This is a genomic window from Ruegeria sp. AH12, from assembly GCF_056541465.1.
The window spans coordinates 128,867-144,309 of sequence record NZ_JBQFYL010000004.1 but is presented as its reverse complement, the minus strand read 5'-3'; the positions used below and the strand labels follow the sequence as shown (position 1 = coordinate 144,309).

General features: G+C 57.3%; 14 protein-coding genes. 6 read left to right on the top strand and 8 right to left on the bottom strand.

All coding sequences use genetic code 11. The features are described 5' to 3' along the window. Positions 1-185: 185 nt before the first annotated feature. Complete coding sequence (metF, locus tag ACR0EL_RS09505) at positions 186-1,052, bottom strand: methylenetetrahydrofolate reductase [NAD(P)H] (RefSeq protein WP_480499603.1); 867 nt, start codon at positions 1,050-1,052, stop codon at positions 186-188. 94 nt (positions 1,053-1,146) lie between these two features. Here metF and ACR0EL_RS09500 point away from each other — a divergent pair, with 94 nt between their 5' ends. Both ACR0EL_RS09500 and ACR0EL_RS09495 read left to right on the top strand, forming a co-directional pair. Next, positions 1,147-2,052: a LysR family transcriptional regulator gene (locus ACR0EL_RS09500; RefSeq protein ID WP_480499602.1), complete on the top strand. Its 906-nt coding sequence runs from the start codon at positions 1,147-1,149 to the stop codon at positions 2,050-2,052. 98 nt (positions 2,053-2,150) lie between these two features. Beyond that, a complete protein-coding gene (locus ACR0EL_RS09495) occupies positions 2,151-2,936 on the top strand; it encodes an inositol monophosphatase family protein (protein WP_353010537.1) in 786 nt (261 codons plus the stop codon). A 5-nt stretch (positions 2,937-2,941) separates the two neighbouring features. On the opposite strand, the gene ACR0EL_RS09490 is transcribed toward ACR0EL_RS09495, so the two are convergent. Continuing rightward, entirely contained in the window at positions 2,942-3,685 is a 744-nt protein-coding gene (locus ACR0EL_RS09490) for a rhomboid family intramembrane serine protease (RefSeq protein WP_480499600.1), read from the bottom strand. A 106-nt stretch (positions 3,686-3,791) separates the two neighbouring features. Between ACR0EL_RS09490 and ACR0EL_RS09485 the strand changes: the two genes are divergently transcribed. After that, complete coding sequence (locus ACR0EL_RS09485) at positions 3,792-4,358, top strand: tetratricopeptide repeat protein (protein WP_480499599.1); 567 nt, start codon at positions 3,792-3,794, stop codon at positions 4,356-4,358. A 1-nt stretch (position 4,359) separates the two neighbouring features. Here the strand turns inward: ACR0EL_RS09485 and ACR0EL_RS09480 are convergent, their stop codons facing one another. Continuing rightward, entirely contained in the window at positions 4,360-5,175 is an 816-nt protein-coding gene (locus ACR0EL_RS09480) for an IclR family transcriptional regulator (protein WP_480499598.1), read from the bottom strand. Between the two features lie 299 nt (positions 5,176-5,474). Then, positions 5,475-6,137 carry a phosphoglycolate phosphatase gene (gph, locus tag ACR0EL_RS09475; protein ID WP_480499596.1) on the bottom strand — a complete coding sequence of 221 codons (663 nt, stop codon included), beginning with the start codon at positions 6,135-6,137 and terminating at the stop codon, positions 5,475-5,477. Positions 6,138-6,358: 221 nt separating this feature from the next. Here gph and hemP point away from each other — a divergent pair, with 221 nt between their 5' ends. After that, positions 6,359-6,526, top strand: coding sequence for a hemin uptake protein HemP (gene hemP, locus ACR0EL_RS09470; RefSeq protein ID WP_170536364.1), 168 nt, complete (start codon positions 6,359-6,361; stop codon positions 6,524-6,526). Further along, on the top strand, positions 6,523-6,999 hold the full coding sequence (locus ACR0EL_RS09465; RefSeq protein ID WP_480499595.1) for a hypothetical protein: 477 nt from the start codon (positions 6,523-6,525) through the stop codon (positions 6,997-6,999). Before hemP ends, ACR0EL_RS09465 begins: the two co-directional genes overlap by 4 nt. A gap of 4 nt (positions 7,000-7,003) precedes the next feature. Here the strand turns inward: ACR0EL_RS09465 and ACR0EL_RS09460 are convergent, their stop codons facing one another. The 4 genes from ACR0EL_RS09460 to ACR0EL_RS09445 form a co-directional block, all read right to left on the bottom strand. Continuing rightward, positions 7,004-10,069 carry an aminotransferase class III-fold pyridoxal phosphate-dependent enzyme gene (locus ACR0EL_RS09460; protein WP_480499593.1) on the bottom strand — a complete coding sequence of 1,022 codons (3,066 nt, stop codon included), beginning with the start codon at positions 10,067-10,069 and terminating at the stop codon, positions 7,004-7,006. A 109-nt stretch (positions 10,070-10,178) separates the two neighbouring features. After that, positions 10,179-11,051, bottom strand: coding sequence for an NAD(P)-dependent oxidoreductase (locus tag ACR0EL_RS09455; protein WP_480499592.1), 873 nt, complete (start codon positions 11,049-11,051; stop codon positions 10,179-10,181). Between the two features lie 105 nt (positions 11,052-11,156). Next, positions 11,157-11,546, bottom strand: coding sequence for a Cu(I)-responsive transcriptional regulator (gene cueR / locus ACR0EL_RS09450; protein WP_353010549.1), 390 nt, complete (start codon positions 11,544-11,546; stop codon positions 11,157-11,159). Further along, positions 11,543-14,011 carry a heavy metal translocating P-type ATPase gene (locus tag ACR0EL_RS09445; protein ID WP_480499591.1) on the bottom strand — a complete coding sequence of 823 codons (2,469 nt, stop codon included), beginning with the start codon at positions 14,009-14,011 and terminating at the stop codon, positions 11,543-11,545. The genes cueR and ACR0EL_RS09445 overlap by 4 nt, the downstream gene beginning before the upstream one ends. Before the next feature lie 214 nt (positions 14,012-14,225). Here ACR0EL_RS09445 and ACR0EL_RS09440 point away from each other — a divergent pair, with 214 nt between their 5' ends. Continuing rightward, the gene (locus ACR0EL_RS09440) at positions 14,226-15,383 is read left to right on the top strand and encodes an acyl-CoA dehydrogenase family protein (protein WP_480499590.1); all 1,158 of its coding nucleotides are present in this window, start codon (positions 14,226-14,228) and stop codon (positions 15,381-15,383) included. Positions 15,384-15,443: the final 60 nt, after the last annotated feature.

The window sequence follows — 15,443 nt, the reverse complement described above, 5'->3', positions numbered from 1 at the left end:
ATTTTTGTCAATTTTTACAGAGTATTGGGCTGTTCAGGAATGACAATACGTGCATGGTTTGTGGATTGTTTTGAATTCAGCGCTAGCCTTGGGCAGAGCCACAATGCGGCAGCAACTGAGCCTTAGAATACAAAAAGCCCAGACCGCGATGCGGCCCGGGCAGAAATCCAAAAGAAACGGGTTTGTTAGGCGACGTTTTGAAGCTCGGTTTTCGGGTTGATCCCCAATGCAAAGCAGACATCGCGGGTCAGTTCCGGACGGTTCAGCGTGTAGAAATGCAGCTTGTCCACGCCGCCTTCAATTAGGTCAGAACACAGCTCGGTGCACAGTGCAGTGGCCAGCAGATCTTCGCGGTCATCGCGCAGGGCTTTTTCGAAAGCGTTTTCGACCCATTCCGGGATATGCGCGCCGCAGCGCTGGGCGAAACTGCGTGCGCCCTTCCAGTTTTCAATCGGCAGGATGCCCGGCACGATGGGCTTGTCGATCCCGGCCTTCTCACACGCATCGCGGAAGCGGAAGAAGGTCTCGGCCTCAAAGAAGAACTGGGTCAGCGCCTCATCTGCACCAGCATCCAGCTTTGCCTTTAGCCAGTCGATATCAGCCGCGAAATCCCTGGCCTCGGGATGTTTGTCGGGATAGGCTCCAACGCGGATGCTGAACATCTCGGTCTCGGCCAGCGCTTCGATCAGTTCGACAGAATGGGCGAAGCCGTCGGGATGAGGGACGAACTTGTTCTGCCCTTTTGGTGGATCACCGCGCAAGGCCACAATGTTCTCGACGCCCGCGCGGGCGAACCTGTCTGCGATCTCCAGCGTTTCCTGACGCGACGCATCAACGCAAGTCAGATGCGCCGCAACCGGCAAGCCAGACGACTTGTGCAACGTCGCAACTGCATCCCGCGTCAGCTCTCGTGTGGTGCCACCGGCGCCATAGGTGACTGAGATAAAGCGAGGCTCTAACGGGGCCAGTGTCTGCACCGTGTCCCAAAGACGAAATGACGCCTCAAGTGTTTTCGGCGGAAAGAACTCAAATGAAATTTCAGGTCTGGTCATCACGGCCTCGTAGGATCAATTGAACCTCTTGTGCCATGTGAAGCGATGTGAGACAAATTCATATTCTTCAAGAACAACATGAGTTGCGCGACATATGCATATCGAGTTCCGGCACCTGCGGACCATCAAAGCCATCCATGAATGCGGTGGCCTGGCGCGTGCGGCCGACCAGCTGAACATCACACAATCTGCGCTGAGCCATCAGATCAAAGGGTTGGAGGATCAGGCCGGGGTCGAGCTGTTCCTGCGCCGGTCGAAGCCGATGAAACTGTCTGCTGCCGGTCTGCGCCTGTTGCGGTTGGCCGAACAGATCCTGCCGCAGGTCGAAGCCGCGCAGCAGGAATTCACGTCGCTGCGTGATGGGCGCACAGGTCGCATGCATATCGCGATCGAGTGCCATGCCTGTTTCGAATGGCTGTTTCCGGTGCTGGAATCGTTTCGGAAATCCTGGGGCGATGTTGATGTGGACATTCGCCCCGGTCTGGCCTTTGACGCCTTGCCCGCTTTGCAGAAGGAAGAGGTTGATCTGGTCGTCTCTTCCGACCCCGAAGATCTGCCGGGTGTCGAATTTGTCGAACTCTTTGATTACAATGCTGTATTTGTCGCCGCCTCGTCGCATCCGCTGGCCGATAAGGACTATATCGAGGCTGAGGATTTTCGGGGTCAGACCCTGATTACTTATCCGGTCGAACGCACACGTCTGGACGTTTTCAGCCAGTTGCTGATCCCAGCGCGGGTCGAACCGGCCACCATCAGGCAGGTCGAGCTGACCGCTGTAATCCTACTGCTGGTCGCCTCGAACAGGGGCATTTCCGTCCTGCCGGATTGGGTCGTGCGCGAGGTCAAATACAACTCGGACTACGTTACCCGGCCATTGACGAAAGAGGGGATCACCCGCCGTCTGTATGCCGCTGTCCGCTCGGAAGACCTTGAAAAACCCTTCGTGCAGGAATTGGTCAAATTGGCGCGGGACGAGGCGCGGAAGTTGCAGGCTCAGTAGCAGCATTTTCGGCGGGGCTGCTATGCGCATCATTCCTCTTGGCAAGGGCGCATTGCATCAGTATACGCGCGGTTTGACCGGACAGGAGCCTTTTCACAATGGTTGGCAGTGCAAATCTCAACATCATGATCAAAGCCGCGCGCAAGGCGGGGCGGTCTCTGGTCAAGGATTTCCGAGAAGTCGAGAACCTGCAGGTGTCGATGAAGGGCGCGGGCGATTTTGTGTCCAAGGCCGATATCGCTGCTGAAGCCATTCTGAAAGAGGAACTGCTGGGCGCGCGTCCGACCTATGGCTGGCTGGCCGAAGAAGGCGGTTCGATAGATGGTGAAGATCCGACTCGCCGCTGGATCGTCGATCCGCTGGACGGTACAACCAACTTTCTGCACGGGCTGCCGCATTGGGCGGTCTCGATCGCGCTGGAGCACAAAGGCAAGATCGTTGCCGGTGTGATCTACGACGCCGCCAAGGACGAGATGTTCTTCGCCGAAAAAGGCGAGGGCGCCTGGATGAACGACATGCGGATTCGCGTCTCCGGCCGTCATCGCATGATTGAATCGATCTTCTCGACAGGTTTGCCTTTCGGTGGCCGGTCCGACTTGCCGGCGACCCTGCAAGACCTTGCGCGCCTGATGCCCGCTTGTGCCGGTGTGCGCCGTTGGGGCGCTGCTGCGCTCGATATGGCCTATGTGGCCGCCGGTCGCTACGAAGGCTTCTGGGAGCGCCGCCTGAACGCATGGGATCTGGCCGCAGGCATCATCATCGTGAAAGAGGCCGGTGGATTTGTTCAACCTCTGAACCCCGAGGGCAGCGTTCTGGACGATGGCGAAGTGATCTGCGCCAACGAGCCGATCTTTGACAGCTTTGCCAAGGTGATCCGGGGCTAAACCTCTTACCTGCGCGGTATACGCGGGATGCGGGATTGTGACAGTTTGTATTTCGCTTCGGGATGCGGCGGATGGCCATGCGTGCGATCCCAATATGCCGCGCCACCGCGTTTCAACCATAGTGGAATGCACAGGATCAGCCCGACAAAGAACCCTCCAGTATGGGCCCAATAGGCAACGCCGCCTTCGTCGGGGTTGCTGTTCAGGCTGCCCATAAATTGCATTCCCAACCAGACACCTAGCATTACAAAGGCCGGGATCGAAAACACGCGGAAATACACGATCAGGATCAGCAGGATGTCGACGCGGGCCTTTGGGAACAGCAGAAGATAGCCACCCATCACCCCGGCAATTGCGCCAGACGCGCCGATCGTTGGCACCACCGAATCTGGCGCGGTGATGACATGGATCAACCCGGCGCCGACTCCGGTCACAAGGTAGAACAGGAGAAAGGGAAGATGACCCATCTCATCTTCCAGATTGTCGCCGAAAATCCATAGAAACAGCATGTTGCCCGCCAGGTGCATCCAACCGCCATGCAGAAACATGGATGTTAAAAAGGTTTCGAATGCATAGCCATCCGCGATCCGCGCGGGAATGATCGCGTAGTCGTAGTACAACCGGTTGATCAGCGGCGCGTCATTCATGATCCCCACATAGCTAACAAAGATAAGGATATTGGCGGCCATGAGTGTGTAGACGACATAGGGTGTACGCCCCGAGGGGTTATGATCGCGGATCGGAAACATGGCGCGACGCTGGGCTTTTCCAGGCCCAACGTCAAGAACAGCTTATGCCGCACCGGGTCATTTCCCTGCAACTTGACAGAACGCGGAACAGGGCCATCCTTGCTATATGACACAGATGGTCCACAGCCTGATCATTGGCGCCGCCCTGACAACATCCGCAGCCGCGCAAACCTGCCCGGATGCTCCGGATCATACGCAGGGGGTGAGCGATCTGATTTCACAGCTTCAACAAGCCGAGTCTGAGGTTTTGGCGCGTACGTATTCCAACCAGATGTGGGAGCTTTGGACAGATGCGCCTGACGCAAAGTCACAGACCCTGCTGGATCGTGGTATGGCACGGCGCGAGGCATGGGATCTGGTCGGAGCTTTGGAGGAACTGAATCAGCTGGTTGAATACTGCCCGGAATTTGCCGAAGGCTACAACCAGCGGGCCTTTGTGAACTACCTCAGGCAGGATTTCGGATCGGCCTTGCAAGACCTTGATGTGGCCATTGAATTGTCGCCGAACCATGTTGCCGCAATCAGTGGGCGGGCGTTGTCTTTGATGGGTTTGAAACGGCTGGACGAGGCCAGGGCCACACTGAAACAAGCGCTGGAGCTTAATCCATGGCTGTCAGAACGCGCCTTGTTGCAGCCGGGTGGTTTGCTGGACCCTCCAGGGCAGGACATCTGAACTATCGGGGGCGCCCGCCGACCGCCAAGGTAATATCGCGCGCGGCTTCGGCAACCAGCCTGCCAAGGTTCTCAAATGTATCAGGGTTGAAGCGGACCGTCGGACCAGAGACTGAAATCCCGGCGCATGGACTGTTCTGTTCGTTGAAGATCACCGCGCCGATGCAGGACATCCCTACATAGCGTTCTTCTATGTCATAGGACCACCCACGCTGCCGTGTGGTTTCAAGATCAGCCATCAGCGCCTTGGGATCACTTAGCGTTCGGTTGGTAAAAGTCTTGGGTTCACTCGCCGCTAATACCCTTGAAACGGCCTCAGGCTCCATCGCTGACAGGATGGCCTTGCCGATGCCCGAGGCATACATTGGTGACCGTGCACCGGGCGGAAAGAACGCGCGGATCGGGTTTTTGGTTTCGATCTGGCCGACAAATACAACGTCACTCGCATCGGGTACTGCCAGATTTGCCGTTTCTCCGGTATCGTTCATCAGTCGGTGCATGATGGGCTGCGACACCTCGATCACGCTATTGCGCTTGAGGAACGAAGCCCCGGCGCGATAGGCTTCGATCCCAATCATCCATTCCTGGCGCATATCGTCGAACCGGACAAAGCTGTGCTTGGCCAGCGTGGTCAGGATGCGGTGAGTGGTTGCGGTGGGTATTCCCGTTTCGCGGCTGAGATCGCTGAGGGTGCAGCGTTCAAGCCGGGCGAGGGTGCTGAGCGCCTCCAACGCGCGATCCAGAGATTGCAGCGTCCCAGCGGAACTTTCCTTGAATAGCGATTTGGGCCTGCCGCGCGGTCGTTTCTGAATGTCCAAATTCGGGCCCTCCTTCATCTTTCGCGAACGGTACGTGGAATTCAGGATTTTTCATATGGCGAAAAATATTTTTAGTAGCTTCGCGGATGTACGATGAAATGGAATTTAGGCCCTGACACGGCGCCCCAATCCAACATTTTTTATGTTTTTTGTTTCCCTACGGGAAACCCCCAATATCGCGTCAGTTTGTGATGCTGTATCAAGGTGAAGTCTATCAGGTCCTACGCGACCAAATAGTTTTTCCCCGATGAGGGGCTGGCCTATACCCCCTTCTGGCCGGCCCCTCACTTAGTTTGGGGTCACTTCACCTCAAGCAGTTGGGCGACCCGCGATGGCAACTCTGCTGCGTGATCATAGGCCGCTGTGTGTGGAATCTTTACAACGGGTGTTTTTCGATAGCCCTGCGTGAACAATAGAAACGGAACGTCAGCACGGACTGCTGTTTCTGCATCAACCTCGCTGTCGCCGACAAACAGGCGCGGCCCTGCGCTGTCTAAGGCGTCAAAGCTGGCCAGCAGATGCCGAGGATTCGGTTTGCGCATAGCCATGCTGTCTCCGCCCAGGACCACACCGAAGAATCGCGACAGACCCAGCGCATCTAGAATGTGGCGTGCAGGGGCTTCGGGTTTGTTCGTGCAGACCCCGAAGGTATGGCCCTCGGCCTGCAACTCTTCTAGCGCATCAGGGATGCCCGGGTAAGGAACTGTCGTGCTGCTGGCAGCGGCGTCGTAATGGGCGCGCATGCGTTTGTTCAATTCGGTGTGTCTTTCTGCAGGAAGTCCCACATGCCGGATCATACGTTCTACCAGTTTGGGCAGGCCATTGCCTACGAAAGAGGCAATGACTTCTTTCGGTATCGGCGGAAAATCGATGTCCTCCAGCGTACGGTTGGTCGCTGTTGCGATATCTCCAAGGCTGTCGACAAGCGTTCCATCAAGGTCGAAAATGATTGCCGCTGCCATAGGTCAAATTCCTTCATTGCCGTTTGATTTGCTGTTTAGCGCGCCGGTTCTTGGGCGGTAAACCATCAATCTTTGGCGTTGTGAGATTGGGTGCTTGACATACCTTACTAAATTAATCAGATTAATGAGCAAGACAGAGAGCCAACCCGGTTTCGGGTCAGCCAGAACCTGAGAAACGCGAACAGACCAGACGTTTGCCTTGAACCTTCTGGAGTTGACCGATGAACGTGCAGAACCCGAATCCTAGCCAGTCTTATTCAATGTCCATCTTGCCATCCTACAAAGCCGATGATCTGACCAAAGGCGGCAATCTTGCGCATATCGAGCTGGGGGACCAACTGTATACGCTGCGGATCACCCGCGCGGGTAAGCTGATCCTTACGAAATGAACGGCGCATCACCTCGGGGCGGTGCAGCTGTTGGCAGGCTGTCCGACCTGAGCCCAATCGAAGCAGGTGCGGTGATGTATTTGCGGCTGTGGGGTGATGGCCCTGCAGGCCGTGCAGACGCCGCAAGCGACTTTGATATTGCGCTGGGCGCGGATCAGGGACAGGCCGCGATGCTGACGCTGGACAGGCTATGTTCGCTATGCGCCAATCACGGTCGCCGCCCTCTGGTGCGGCATGGCCTTGGATGCGCTTGCCTTGGTGCTGATGAGAGCTGTTTCGCGCAGATGATCGGGGCGGCGGCTGATGGTGCACGCGAGGATGCCATGATGATGGCGTCTTTGATCGTGCGTCCGGATTTTGCCCCCGCTTTGGCGTCATTGTCCGAGGATTTGGGGTTTGCCCTGCGCCGGATGACGAAATCTGTACCGCTGCCAAGCACCGGTCATCAGACACCGTCAACCGTTTTGCACTAGTCCACTAACAACACCCGCATCCGGCGTGATGGTGATCATGATCGCACGCCGGTGCAGGAGTATAATCTCCAACCTCTGACAAGACATCCCGCAGAGCCCATAGGATCATATCCACATCTTCGGCCTCGATTGTGAGAGGGGGGCGAATTTTCAGGATGTTGTCCTTGGGCCCCTCGCTGCCGATCAGGATGCGGTGATCACGCATCCGGTTTTTGACATATTGGCAGATCTCTGTGCTTTCCGAGCCATCAGGGTTGATCAATTCAACCCCCAGGAACAGCCCCATTCCGCGTACATCCCCGACGGAGGCGAAATCAGATTCGATTTGTTTCAGCCCTGCGATCAACCGTGCGCCCATGTCCCGTGCGTTGCCCTGCAGGCCTTCGTCATCGACGATATCCAACACTTCTTTGCCGATCCGACAGGATAGGGTTGAGCCGCCGAAGGTCGAAAAGAACTCGATGCCGTTGTCGAAGCTTCGGGCGATCTCTTTTGTGGTGACCACAACGCCTAGGGGGTGGCCATTGCCAATGGGTTTGCCTAACACGACGATATCGGGCAAAGCCCTCTGATGTTCGAAGCCGAAGTAGTATTCCCCCAAACGGCCAAGTCCCGTTTGCACCTCATCGGCGATACAAACGCCCCCGGCGGCGCGGATTTTCTCGTAAACCGCAGGCAGATATCCTTTCGGAGGGATGATTTGCCCCCCAACCGAGGGGAAGGTTTCAGCGATAAAGCCGGCTATCCCATGGTCTCTGTCACGCAGTGCGGCAATGGCTGGGTCCACAAGCGCGGCGAATTTTGAGGCGCGGTCGGGGTCGTCTCGTTTGAAAGATCCGCGAAAGTCGTCAGCCACCTCAACCAGTTCGACCCAATCGGCCTGCCCAACACCGCCGGGTTTGTTGAACTTGTAAGCGGAAATCGCCACCGCTGCATTGGTGTTGCCGTGATATCCATGATTCGGTGTCACGATCCCTTTGGCGCCGGTATGGGCACGGGCCAGTCGCAGGGCAAGCTCATTGGCTTCGGTGCCGGAATTGACGAAGAAACAGACCTGCAAATGATCGGGCAGTTTGGACAATATCTTATCTGCAAACTCCGTTTGTGCCGGATGCAGATAGCGCGTGTTTGAATTCATCCGTTTCAGCTGATCCGCAGCAACGGCCTGTATCCGCGGATGCGCATGCCCCACATGCGGGACGTTGTTGTACGCGTCCAGATAGGGGCGGCCCCATTCGTCGAATAGATGATGTTTCCAGCCCCGCACCAGCATGACCGGGTCATCGTAAGTCAGGCTGAGGTTGCCGCCGAAATGATCATGCCGACCCTGCAAAACAGTGCTTTTGTCGGTTGGCTGATAGAAGACCTTATCGTCCGGCAGATTCAGCAGCGCCGCTGGATTTGGGCAGAGCTTATGCCATAGGAACATTTCGTCGGGATCACCAACGCCGGGCCAATCGCTCTCCATCCCGTCCGTGGTCAGCGCCAGCTGGAAATGGACATGCGGGGCCCATCCGCCATTCTGGCTGGCATCCCCAAGCTGGGCAAAAGCGGCCCCTTGTGCCACCGGGTCGCCGGGCTGCAGCCGCTCACAAATCTCAGGGTCCAGATGACCGTAGAGCGTGTAAAACGGATCGCCCTCGGGTGTTTCATGACGCAGGATTACAACGCCGCCATAGTCCAGATGCATGTCGCGGTTCTCTGCGACCTCAACCCGCCCGCTCAGTGGCGCATGCAGCGCAGCACCGGCCGGGGCGAATACATCCACGGCCAGATGCACGGTCCGCCGGTCCGAGGCTTTCCAAGGACCCTTGCGAAACCCTGGCTCTGCATAGATCAGACGCGGTTCGTTATAGTAGCCCAGCCAAAGCCCATTCCCGAACTCCTCCCCCACGCGCGCCGCTTCTTCCAGCGGCATATGGAACGGGTTCTGTGGCCAGACCGAGTTTTCAACCGACAAGGACCCCATAGAGGCGTCGCTCAGATCTTCCCCGAACATCGGGGCGAACCCGCCGCGATGTTCGGCAAGGAAGGCCAGAACACGATCGGCCCCGTCGGTCACGGGCAGGTCGCAGGCTGCGCGCAGGCGTGCAGACATCAGGCCGCCATTGACGGATGCGTTCTCCAAGAACCGCCATGCGGGCGCTTGCGAAATCGTGACATAAGGGTCGTCCGGATTCTCGGCGGCCATCAGGGTCGAGTTTACGACCGACACCGCCAGACGCATGCGCAGCAGCGGCCAGATCAGATCGATCTCCTGAGTGCTCAGGCGGTTTGCGGCATGGTATCCGCGCACCAATGCGGTCAGCGCGCGTTCGGGTTTGGGGTGGTCCAGAACGACATAGGCACCCGCAATCGCCAGATCGCAAACCCGAGGGGCCGCACACATATCGCCCAGATCGATCAGGCCCGAAACCGTATGACGTTGCCCAAAATCGCCATCGATCAGAATATTGTAGTCATTTGCGTCATTGTGAATGGCCTGCTTTGGCAAGCGGACAAGCTGATCAGAAAGCGCCTTGAACCGCTGTGTTATCTCGGCGAGCAACCCACGCCGATCCGGGTCTGAAATAGCATCCAGATGCGCTTCAATCCAACCCGCTTGCATGAGGTCCCATTTGAAATCCGGTCGCTCCAAGGCTTCATGTGTGAACCCCTCCAACGCACGATCTGTCGCGCCCAGAACACGCCCCAGTTTTAGGATCAGCTCCTCGCTCTTGGGCGCGGTCTTGGCGTAGCATTGACCGGGCAAGCGCTCCAGCAACCAAACAAGCCGGGGGGTGCCTGCTTCGTCCTGAATTTCGGGCAAAAGGTCCCCATTCAGATCGGCAAATACCTTTGGAAAGGGCAGCCCTGGCGCGGCGGCGGCAATATGCGCCAATGCCTTGATTTGCAGTTCCACAAGGCCGGTTTCACATCCTGCACGCATGATCTTGAGCACATAATCCTGCCCGTTCTTGGCCTCGACCAGAAAGTTCAGATCATACTCGCCATCCAAGCGCGTCAAACGCGCCTCAAGCCCCCATTGCACGCGCAAGGCCGAAGTCCAGAAAGCACCTATGTCGCTCATATCTTATCCTTCTGACCGAAGGATCCATCCTTCATCTGGCCAAAAAATATCTTCGGGGGGAGACGCGCCAACAGGCGCGGCCGGGGGGTAGACAGCCCCCCCCTCCGCGTCAATCCAAGGCGCGTAAACGTTTGAACAGAGAAGACGTATCCCACCGTCCACCGCCCAGCTTTTGCACATCCTTGTAGAATTGATCAACCAAAGCCGTTACAGGCAACGACGCCCCGGTTTCGTTGGCGGTATCCAGGCAGATTCCCAGATCTTTACGCATCCAATCCACGGCGAATCCGTGATCAAAATGATCGTCAAGCATGGTTTCATACCGGTTGGCCATCTGCCAGCTGCCCGCCGCGCCCTGGCTGATCACCTCGACCACCGAACGGCCGTCCAGCCCGGCCTTTTCGGCAAAATGCAGCGCTTCGCTGAGGCCCTGAACCAGACCGGCGATGGCGATTTGATTGCACATCTTGGTCATCTGTCCTGCGCCACTGTCACCGATCCGACGGCAGATTTTCGAATAGACCTGCATGATGGGTTCGGCAGCTTCGTAAGCGGTCTGATCCCCGCCACACATGATGGACAGAACGCCATTCTCGGCGCCGGCCTGACCGCCCGAGATTGGGGCATCCACAAAGGCGATGCCCTTGCCTTGACCCGCCGCATACAGCTCGCGGGTCACTTTAGTAGAAACCGTGGTGTGATCGACAAACGTTGTGCCTGAGGCCATACCGTGAAAGGCCCCATCATCGCCTGTGCAGACCATACGCAGGTCATCATCATTGCCGACACAGGCCATGACAAACTCGGCCCCCTGCGCGGCAGCTTGCGGAGTGGTCGCCATTGACCCACCATGTTGGTCCACCCAGGCTTGGGCCTTTGTAGCGGTGCGATTGTAGACGGTTACGTCATGACCGGCAGCCTGCAAATGCCCAGCCATGGGGTATCCCATGACACCCAGGCCTAGAAAAGCGACTTTTGCCATTTTGAAAAACCTCTCTGATATCGGGCCTGGAGGCCGGCGACGTTCCGCAGGCAAGACCAGTTGGGCAGAGACAAAGCAAAGCTGCGCACAAAGGGCAACCCCGTGTCAGGATTTGCCGCCAAGATCCTGCAAGATCGGACAATCGGGCCGATCATCCCCAGCACAGGCATCGATCAGATGGCCTAGCGTATCCCGCATGGCTTTGAGATCCGCGATTTTCGCATCGATCTGCGCCAGATGATCTCGGGCGACGTGTTTCACGTCTGCGCTCGCGCGGGTCTCATCCTCATACAAGGCAAGCAGGGTCCGGCAATCCTCAATCGTGAAACCCAACGCGCGGGCACGTCCGAGGAAATTCAGCTTATGCAAATCCTGCGCGCGAAAAACACGATAGCCATTGTCGTCGCGCAGCGGTTTGATCAGATCGATCTCTTCGTAATAACGGATGGTCTTCGCGGGCAGACCTGTGCGGGTGGCGACATCTCCAATATTCATGCGGTTGCCTCTTTCGATGTGCTGGTCCTGACATAGGGTAAATCAGCCCTGACCCGGCGAAGGCGCAGGGCATTGGAAACGACAAAGACGCTCGACAGGGCCATGGCCCCGGCGGCCAATGCCGGTGACAGTAGAGGCCCCCCAAAGGGATAGAGGACACCCGCAGCGACAGGGATCAGCAGAATGTTATACCCGAATGCCCAACCCAGATTCTGGCGAATGTTGCGCAATGTCTGGCGGCTGATTTCGACAGCGTTCGCAACTCCGCGCAGATCGCCAGACATCAGGACCACATCAGCGGTTTCGATTGCCACATCCGTACCGGTCCCAATCGCCACGCCGATGTCTGCGGCTGCGAGGGCGGGGGCATCGTTGATACCATCGCCGACAAAAGCCACCGTGCCAAACTTGTCACGCAACTCTTCAATCGCGCCTCTTTTTCCGTCGGGCAGAACCTCCGCCGTGACGTGATTGATGCCCAAACGATCCGCCAGTGCCTGAGCCGTGCGCGCGTTGTCGCCCGTGACCATGGCCAGGGTCACACCTGTTTCGCGCAAGCGCGCCAGCGCCTCGGGCGTGCCGGGTTTGATCGGGTCCGAGACATAAATCGCTGCCGCCAACTGCCCGTTAATGGCCATGTACAAGGGTGTTGCGCCTTCGGCGGCACGGGTATCGGCCTCTGGCTGCAGGTCACCTACCGAAATCCCAAGCTGATCCATGAGTGATTGCGAGCCAATTGAAACGGATTGACCTTCGACCCGCCCCTGCAGGCCAAGGCCGGTGAGCGACTGAACCTCTGAGGCCTCGGGTAAATTGGCGGGGCCAGCGCGAGTGATTGCGGTTGCAATAGGGTGTTCAGACCGCGCCTCCAAAGCCGCGGCAATCCGCAGAACATCAGACGAGGCAAATCCATTGACTGGGGTCACGCTGTCCAGTTCGGGACGTCCAAGGGTCAGCGTCCCGGTTTTGTCCAAAGCAATCACCTTTGCCTGCTGCAATTGCTGCAAGGCGTCGCCTTTGCGGAACAGCGCGCCCAGTTCAGCCGCGCGGCCCGTTCCCACCATGATCGAGGTTGGTGTGGCCAGACCCATGGCGCAGGGGCAGGCGATAATCAGAACCGAAACCCCCGCGACCAGAGCGTGTGATAAGGAAGATGCCGGGCCGAATAACAGCCACGTAGTCACCGTCAGTAACGCAATGACCATAACTGCAGGAACAAACCGATAGGTGATTTGGTCGACCAAACCCTGAATTGGCAGTTTGGCCCCCTGCGCCTGTTCTACCATTCGAATGACCTGCGCCAATACGGTGTCAGCCCCCACATGTGTGGACTCAACTCTCAATGCTCCGGTTCCGTTGACGGTTCCGCCGACAACAGGATCACCGGCAGTTTTGCCCACAGGGATGGGCTCGCCCGTGATCATGCTCTCGTCGACATAGGTGCTGCCTTCCAGTATCTGCCCGTCGACCGGAATGCGCTCTCCCGGGCGGATGTGCAGGATATCACCGGCGGCTATCTCAGCAATTGGGAGGTCTTGGGTCTCGCCCTCAATCTCGACACGAGCGGTTTTGGGCTGCAACCCGACCAGCCTGCGAATTGCAGCGCCGGTCTTGCCTTTTGCTCGCGCCTCTAGCCAGCGACCGAGAAGGATCAACACCACGATCACGGCGGCAGACTCGAAATAGATATTGGCTGACCCCTGAGGCAACAGCCCAGGCGCAAAAACGGCCGTGACCGAATACAGATAGGCAGCACCCGTTCCCAACGCGACCAAGGCATTCATGTCTGGCGCGCCGCGCAGCAGCGCTGGAATACCCTTTTGATAGAATATGCGCCCCGGTCCGATCAGCAGGGCAGAGGTTAGTGCAAACTGAATTAGCTGGCTGGTCTGTACCCCGATTGTTCCGTGAACCAAATGATGAAAGGCGGGGACCAAGTGACCACCCATTTCAAGGATAAACACCGGTAGGGCTAGGACTGCCGCAAGAAGCGTCGCACGGCGCAGGTCGGTCGCCTCAGTCGTGTTCGAACTGTTATTCGCCTCTGACGAGTTCGCCTGTGTGGGATAGCCTATATCGGTAACGATCCCTGCAAGAATGGCGGGCGTGGTACTTCCCTCGGCATAGGTTACAAGCGCTGTCTGGGTGGCCAGATTGACATCGGCGCGAACAACGCCCGACGCTTTGGCCAGCGACCGTTCGATCTTGGAAACGCATGACGCGCAGTTCATGCCGTCAATCTTTAGAACGCTGTCTGCGAGGACGGCAGGATACCCGGCCTGTTCCAATGCGTCACTCAATACAGACATAGCTGTATTGCCGGTCACCTGCGCTGACTGTGTCGCAAAATTGACCGTGGCGGTTTCGACACCTTCGCTGCCGGATAACGCGGCTTCGACCCGCGCAACGCAGGAGGCGCAGTTCATTCCTGTAATTTTTATCTTTATCTGTTGAGCGTCCGCCATCCGACTCATCCCAATCCTACGCTAATGCCTAGATGAGGGTTCCAGTGACAGGAAGGTCAAGAGGCGCGTGGTATTTCTTTGTAAACACGACGCGTTCCCGCTTGGTTTCTGCAAGAACGCAACGTTGAAACCGCCAGAAACGCCGCGTCACATGGATTGGCGGGACGCACGCAGACCTGTAGCCTTGGGATAACCACTTATCGGAGAGCTTAAGATGTCGCTTTTTTCCTCATCCGCCGCCTGGGTCACTGACGAACACCGCATGTTTGCCGATATGGCAGGCCGTTTCATGGACGATGAACTTGTTCCCAATATCGAAACCTGGGTCGACAATGGCGTGGTAGATCGCGCGTTCTGGCACAAAGCAGGGCAAGCGGGCCTGATGGCTGGTGCAATCCCCGAGGAATATGGTGGCGTTGGCGGTGGTATGGGGTTTGATGCCGTTACCATCTACGAACAAACCGCAAGGGGTGATGCGGGTTGGGGCTATGGCATCCAATCCATTGTGACGCACTACATCACGGCCTATGGCAGCGAAGACCAGAAACAAAAGTGGCTGCCTAAACTGGCATCAGGAGAGATGGTTGGGGCCCTTGCCATGACAGAACCCAGCACCGGGTCTGATGTTCAGGCCGTGCGGACGTTGGCAGAGAAGGACGGCAATTCCTACAAGCTCAATGGCTCAAAAATCTTTATCACCAATGGTCAGTCGGCGGATCTGGTGATCGTCGCGGCGAAGACGGATAAATCTCTGGGTGCCAAGGGTGTTTCTCTGATCGCGGTTGAGACAGAAGGGGCCGAAGGGTTCCGCCGCGGTCGGAACCTCAAGAAACTCGGTATGAAGGGCAACGATACCGCCGAGCTGTTCTTTGAAGACGTCAAGGTGCCAATGACCAATCTGCTGGGTGCGGAAGAAGGTCAGGGGTTCTATCAGCTGATGAAGCAGTTGCCGTGGGAGCGGTTGACGATTGGTTTGATGGCCTTGGGTGCGATCGACTTCGCCATCGCTGAAACAGTGAAATATGTGCAAGAGCGCAAAGCCTTTGGGCAGCGCGTCATGGATTTCCAGAACACACGCTTCAAGCTGGCAGAGTGTAAGACCAAAGCCGAAGTGCTGCGCAGTTTCGTAAACGACTGCATCGCCAAGCTGGAAGCTGGTGAGTTGGACGCTGCCACGGCTTCGATGGTCAAATATTGGGGCTCGGAGGTGCAGAACGAGATCATGCACGAATGCCTTCAGCTGTTTGGCGGCTATGGTTTCATGATGGAGTATCCGATTGCGCGCCTCTATGCCGATGCGCGTGTGCAAATGATCTATGGCGGCACCAATGAGGTCATGAAGGAACTCATTGCACGGTCTTTGGATGTGTAGGGAAGGCTTCCACCCATCTTCGCTGTTTCTAGCGAAACGACTGTTATGGTTGGGCCGGGC

Bases quoted from the DNA above. Each gene is read 5' to 3' on its own strand.
- metF (WP_480499603.1), bottom strand. From the start codon at position 1,052: ATGACCAGACCTGAAATTTCATTTGAGTTCTTTCCGCCGAAAACACTT.
- ACR0EL_RS09500 (WP_480499602.1), top strand. From the start codon at position 1,147: ATGCATATCGAGTTCCGGCACCTGCGGACCATCAAAGCCATCCATGAA.
- ACR0EL_RS09495 (WP_353010537.1), top strand. From the start codon at position 2,151: ATGGTTGGCAGTGCAAATCTCAACATCATGATCAAAGCCGCGCGCAAG.
- ACR0EL_RS09490 (WP_480499600.1), bottom strand. From the start codon at position 3,685: ATGTTTCCGATCCGCGATCATAACCCCTCGGGGCGTACACCCTATGTC.
- ACR0EL_RS09485 (WP_480499599.1), top strand. From the start codon at position 3,792: ATGACACAGATGGTCCACAGCCTGATCATTGGCGCCGCCCTGACAACA.
- gph (WP_480499596.1), bottom strand. From the start codon at position 6,137: ATGGCAGCGGCAATCATTTTCGACCTTGATGGAACGCTTGTCGACAGC.
- hemP (WP_170536364.1), top strand. From the start codon at position 6,359: ATGAACGTGCAGAACCCGAATCCTAGCCAGTCTTATTCAATGTCCATC.
- ACR0EL_RS09465 (WP_480499595.1), top strand. From the start codon at position 6,523: ATGAACGGCGCATCACCTCGGGGCGGTGCAGCTGTTGGCAGGCTGTCC.
- ACR0EL_RS09460 (WP_480499593.1), bottom strand. From the start codon at position 10,069: ATGAGCGACATAGGTGCTTTCTGGACTTCGGCCTTGCGCGTGCAATGG.
- ACR0EL_RS09455 (WP_480499592.1), bottom strand. From the start codon at position 11,051: ATGGCAAAAGTCGCTTTTCTAGGCCTGGGTGTCATGGGATACCCCATG.
- cueR (WP_353010549.1), bottom strand. From the start codon at position 11,546: ATGAATATTGGAGATGTCGCCACCCGCACAGGTCTGCCCGCGAAGACC.
- ACR0EL_RS09445 (WP_480499591.1), bottom strand. From the start codon at position 14,011: ATGGCGGACGCTCAACAGATAAAGATAAAAATTACAGGAATGAACTGC.
- ACR0EL_RS09440 (WP_480499590.1), top strand. From the start codon at position 14,226: ATGTCGCTTTTTTCCTCATCCGCCGCCTGGGTCACTGACGAACACCGC.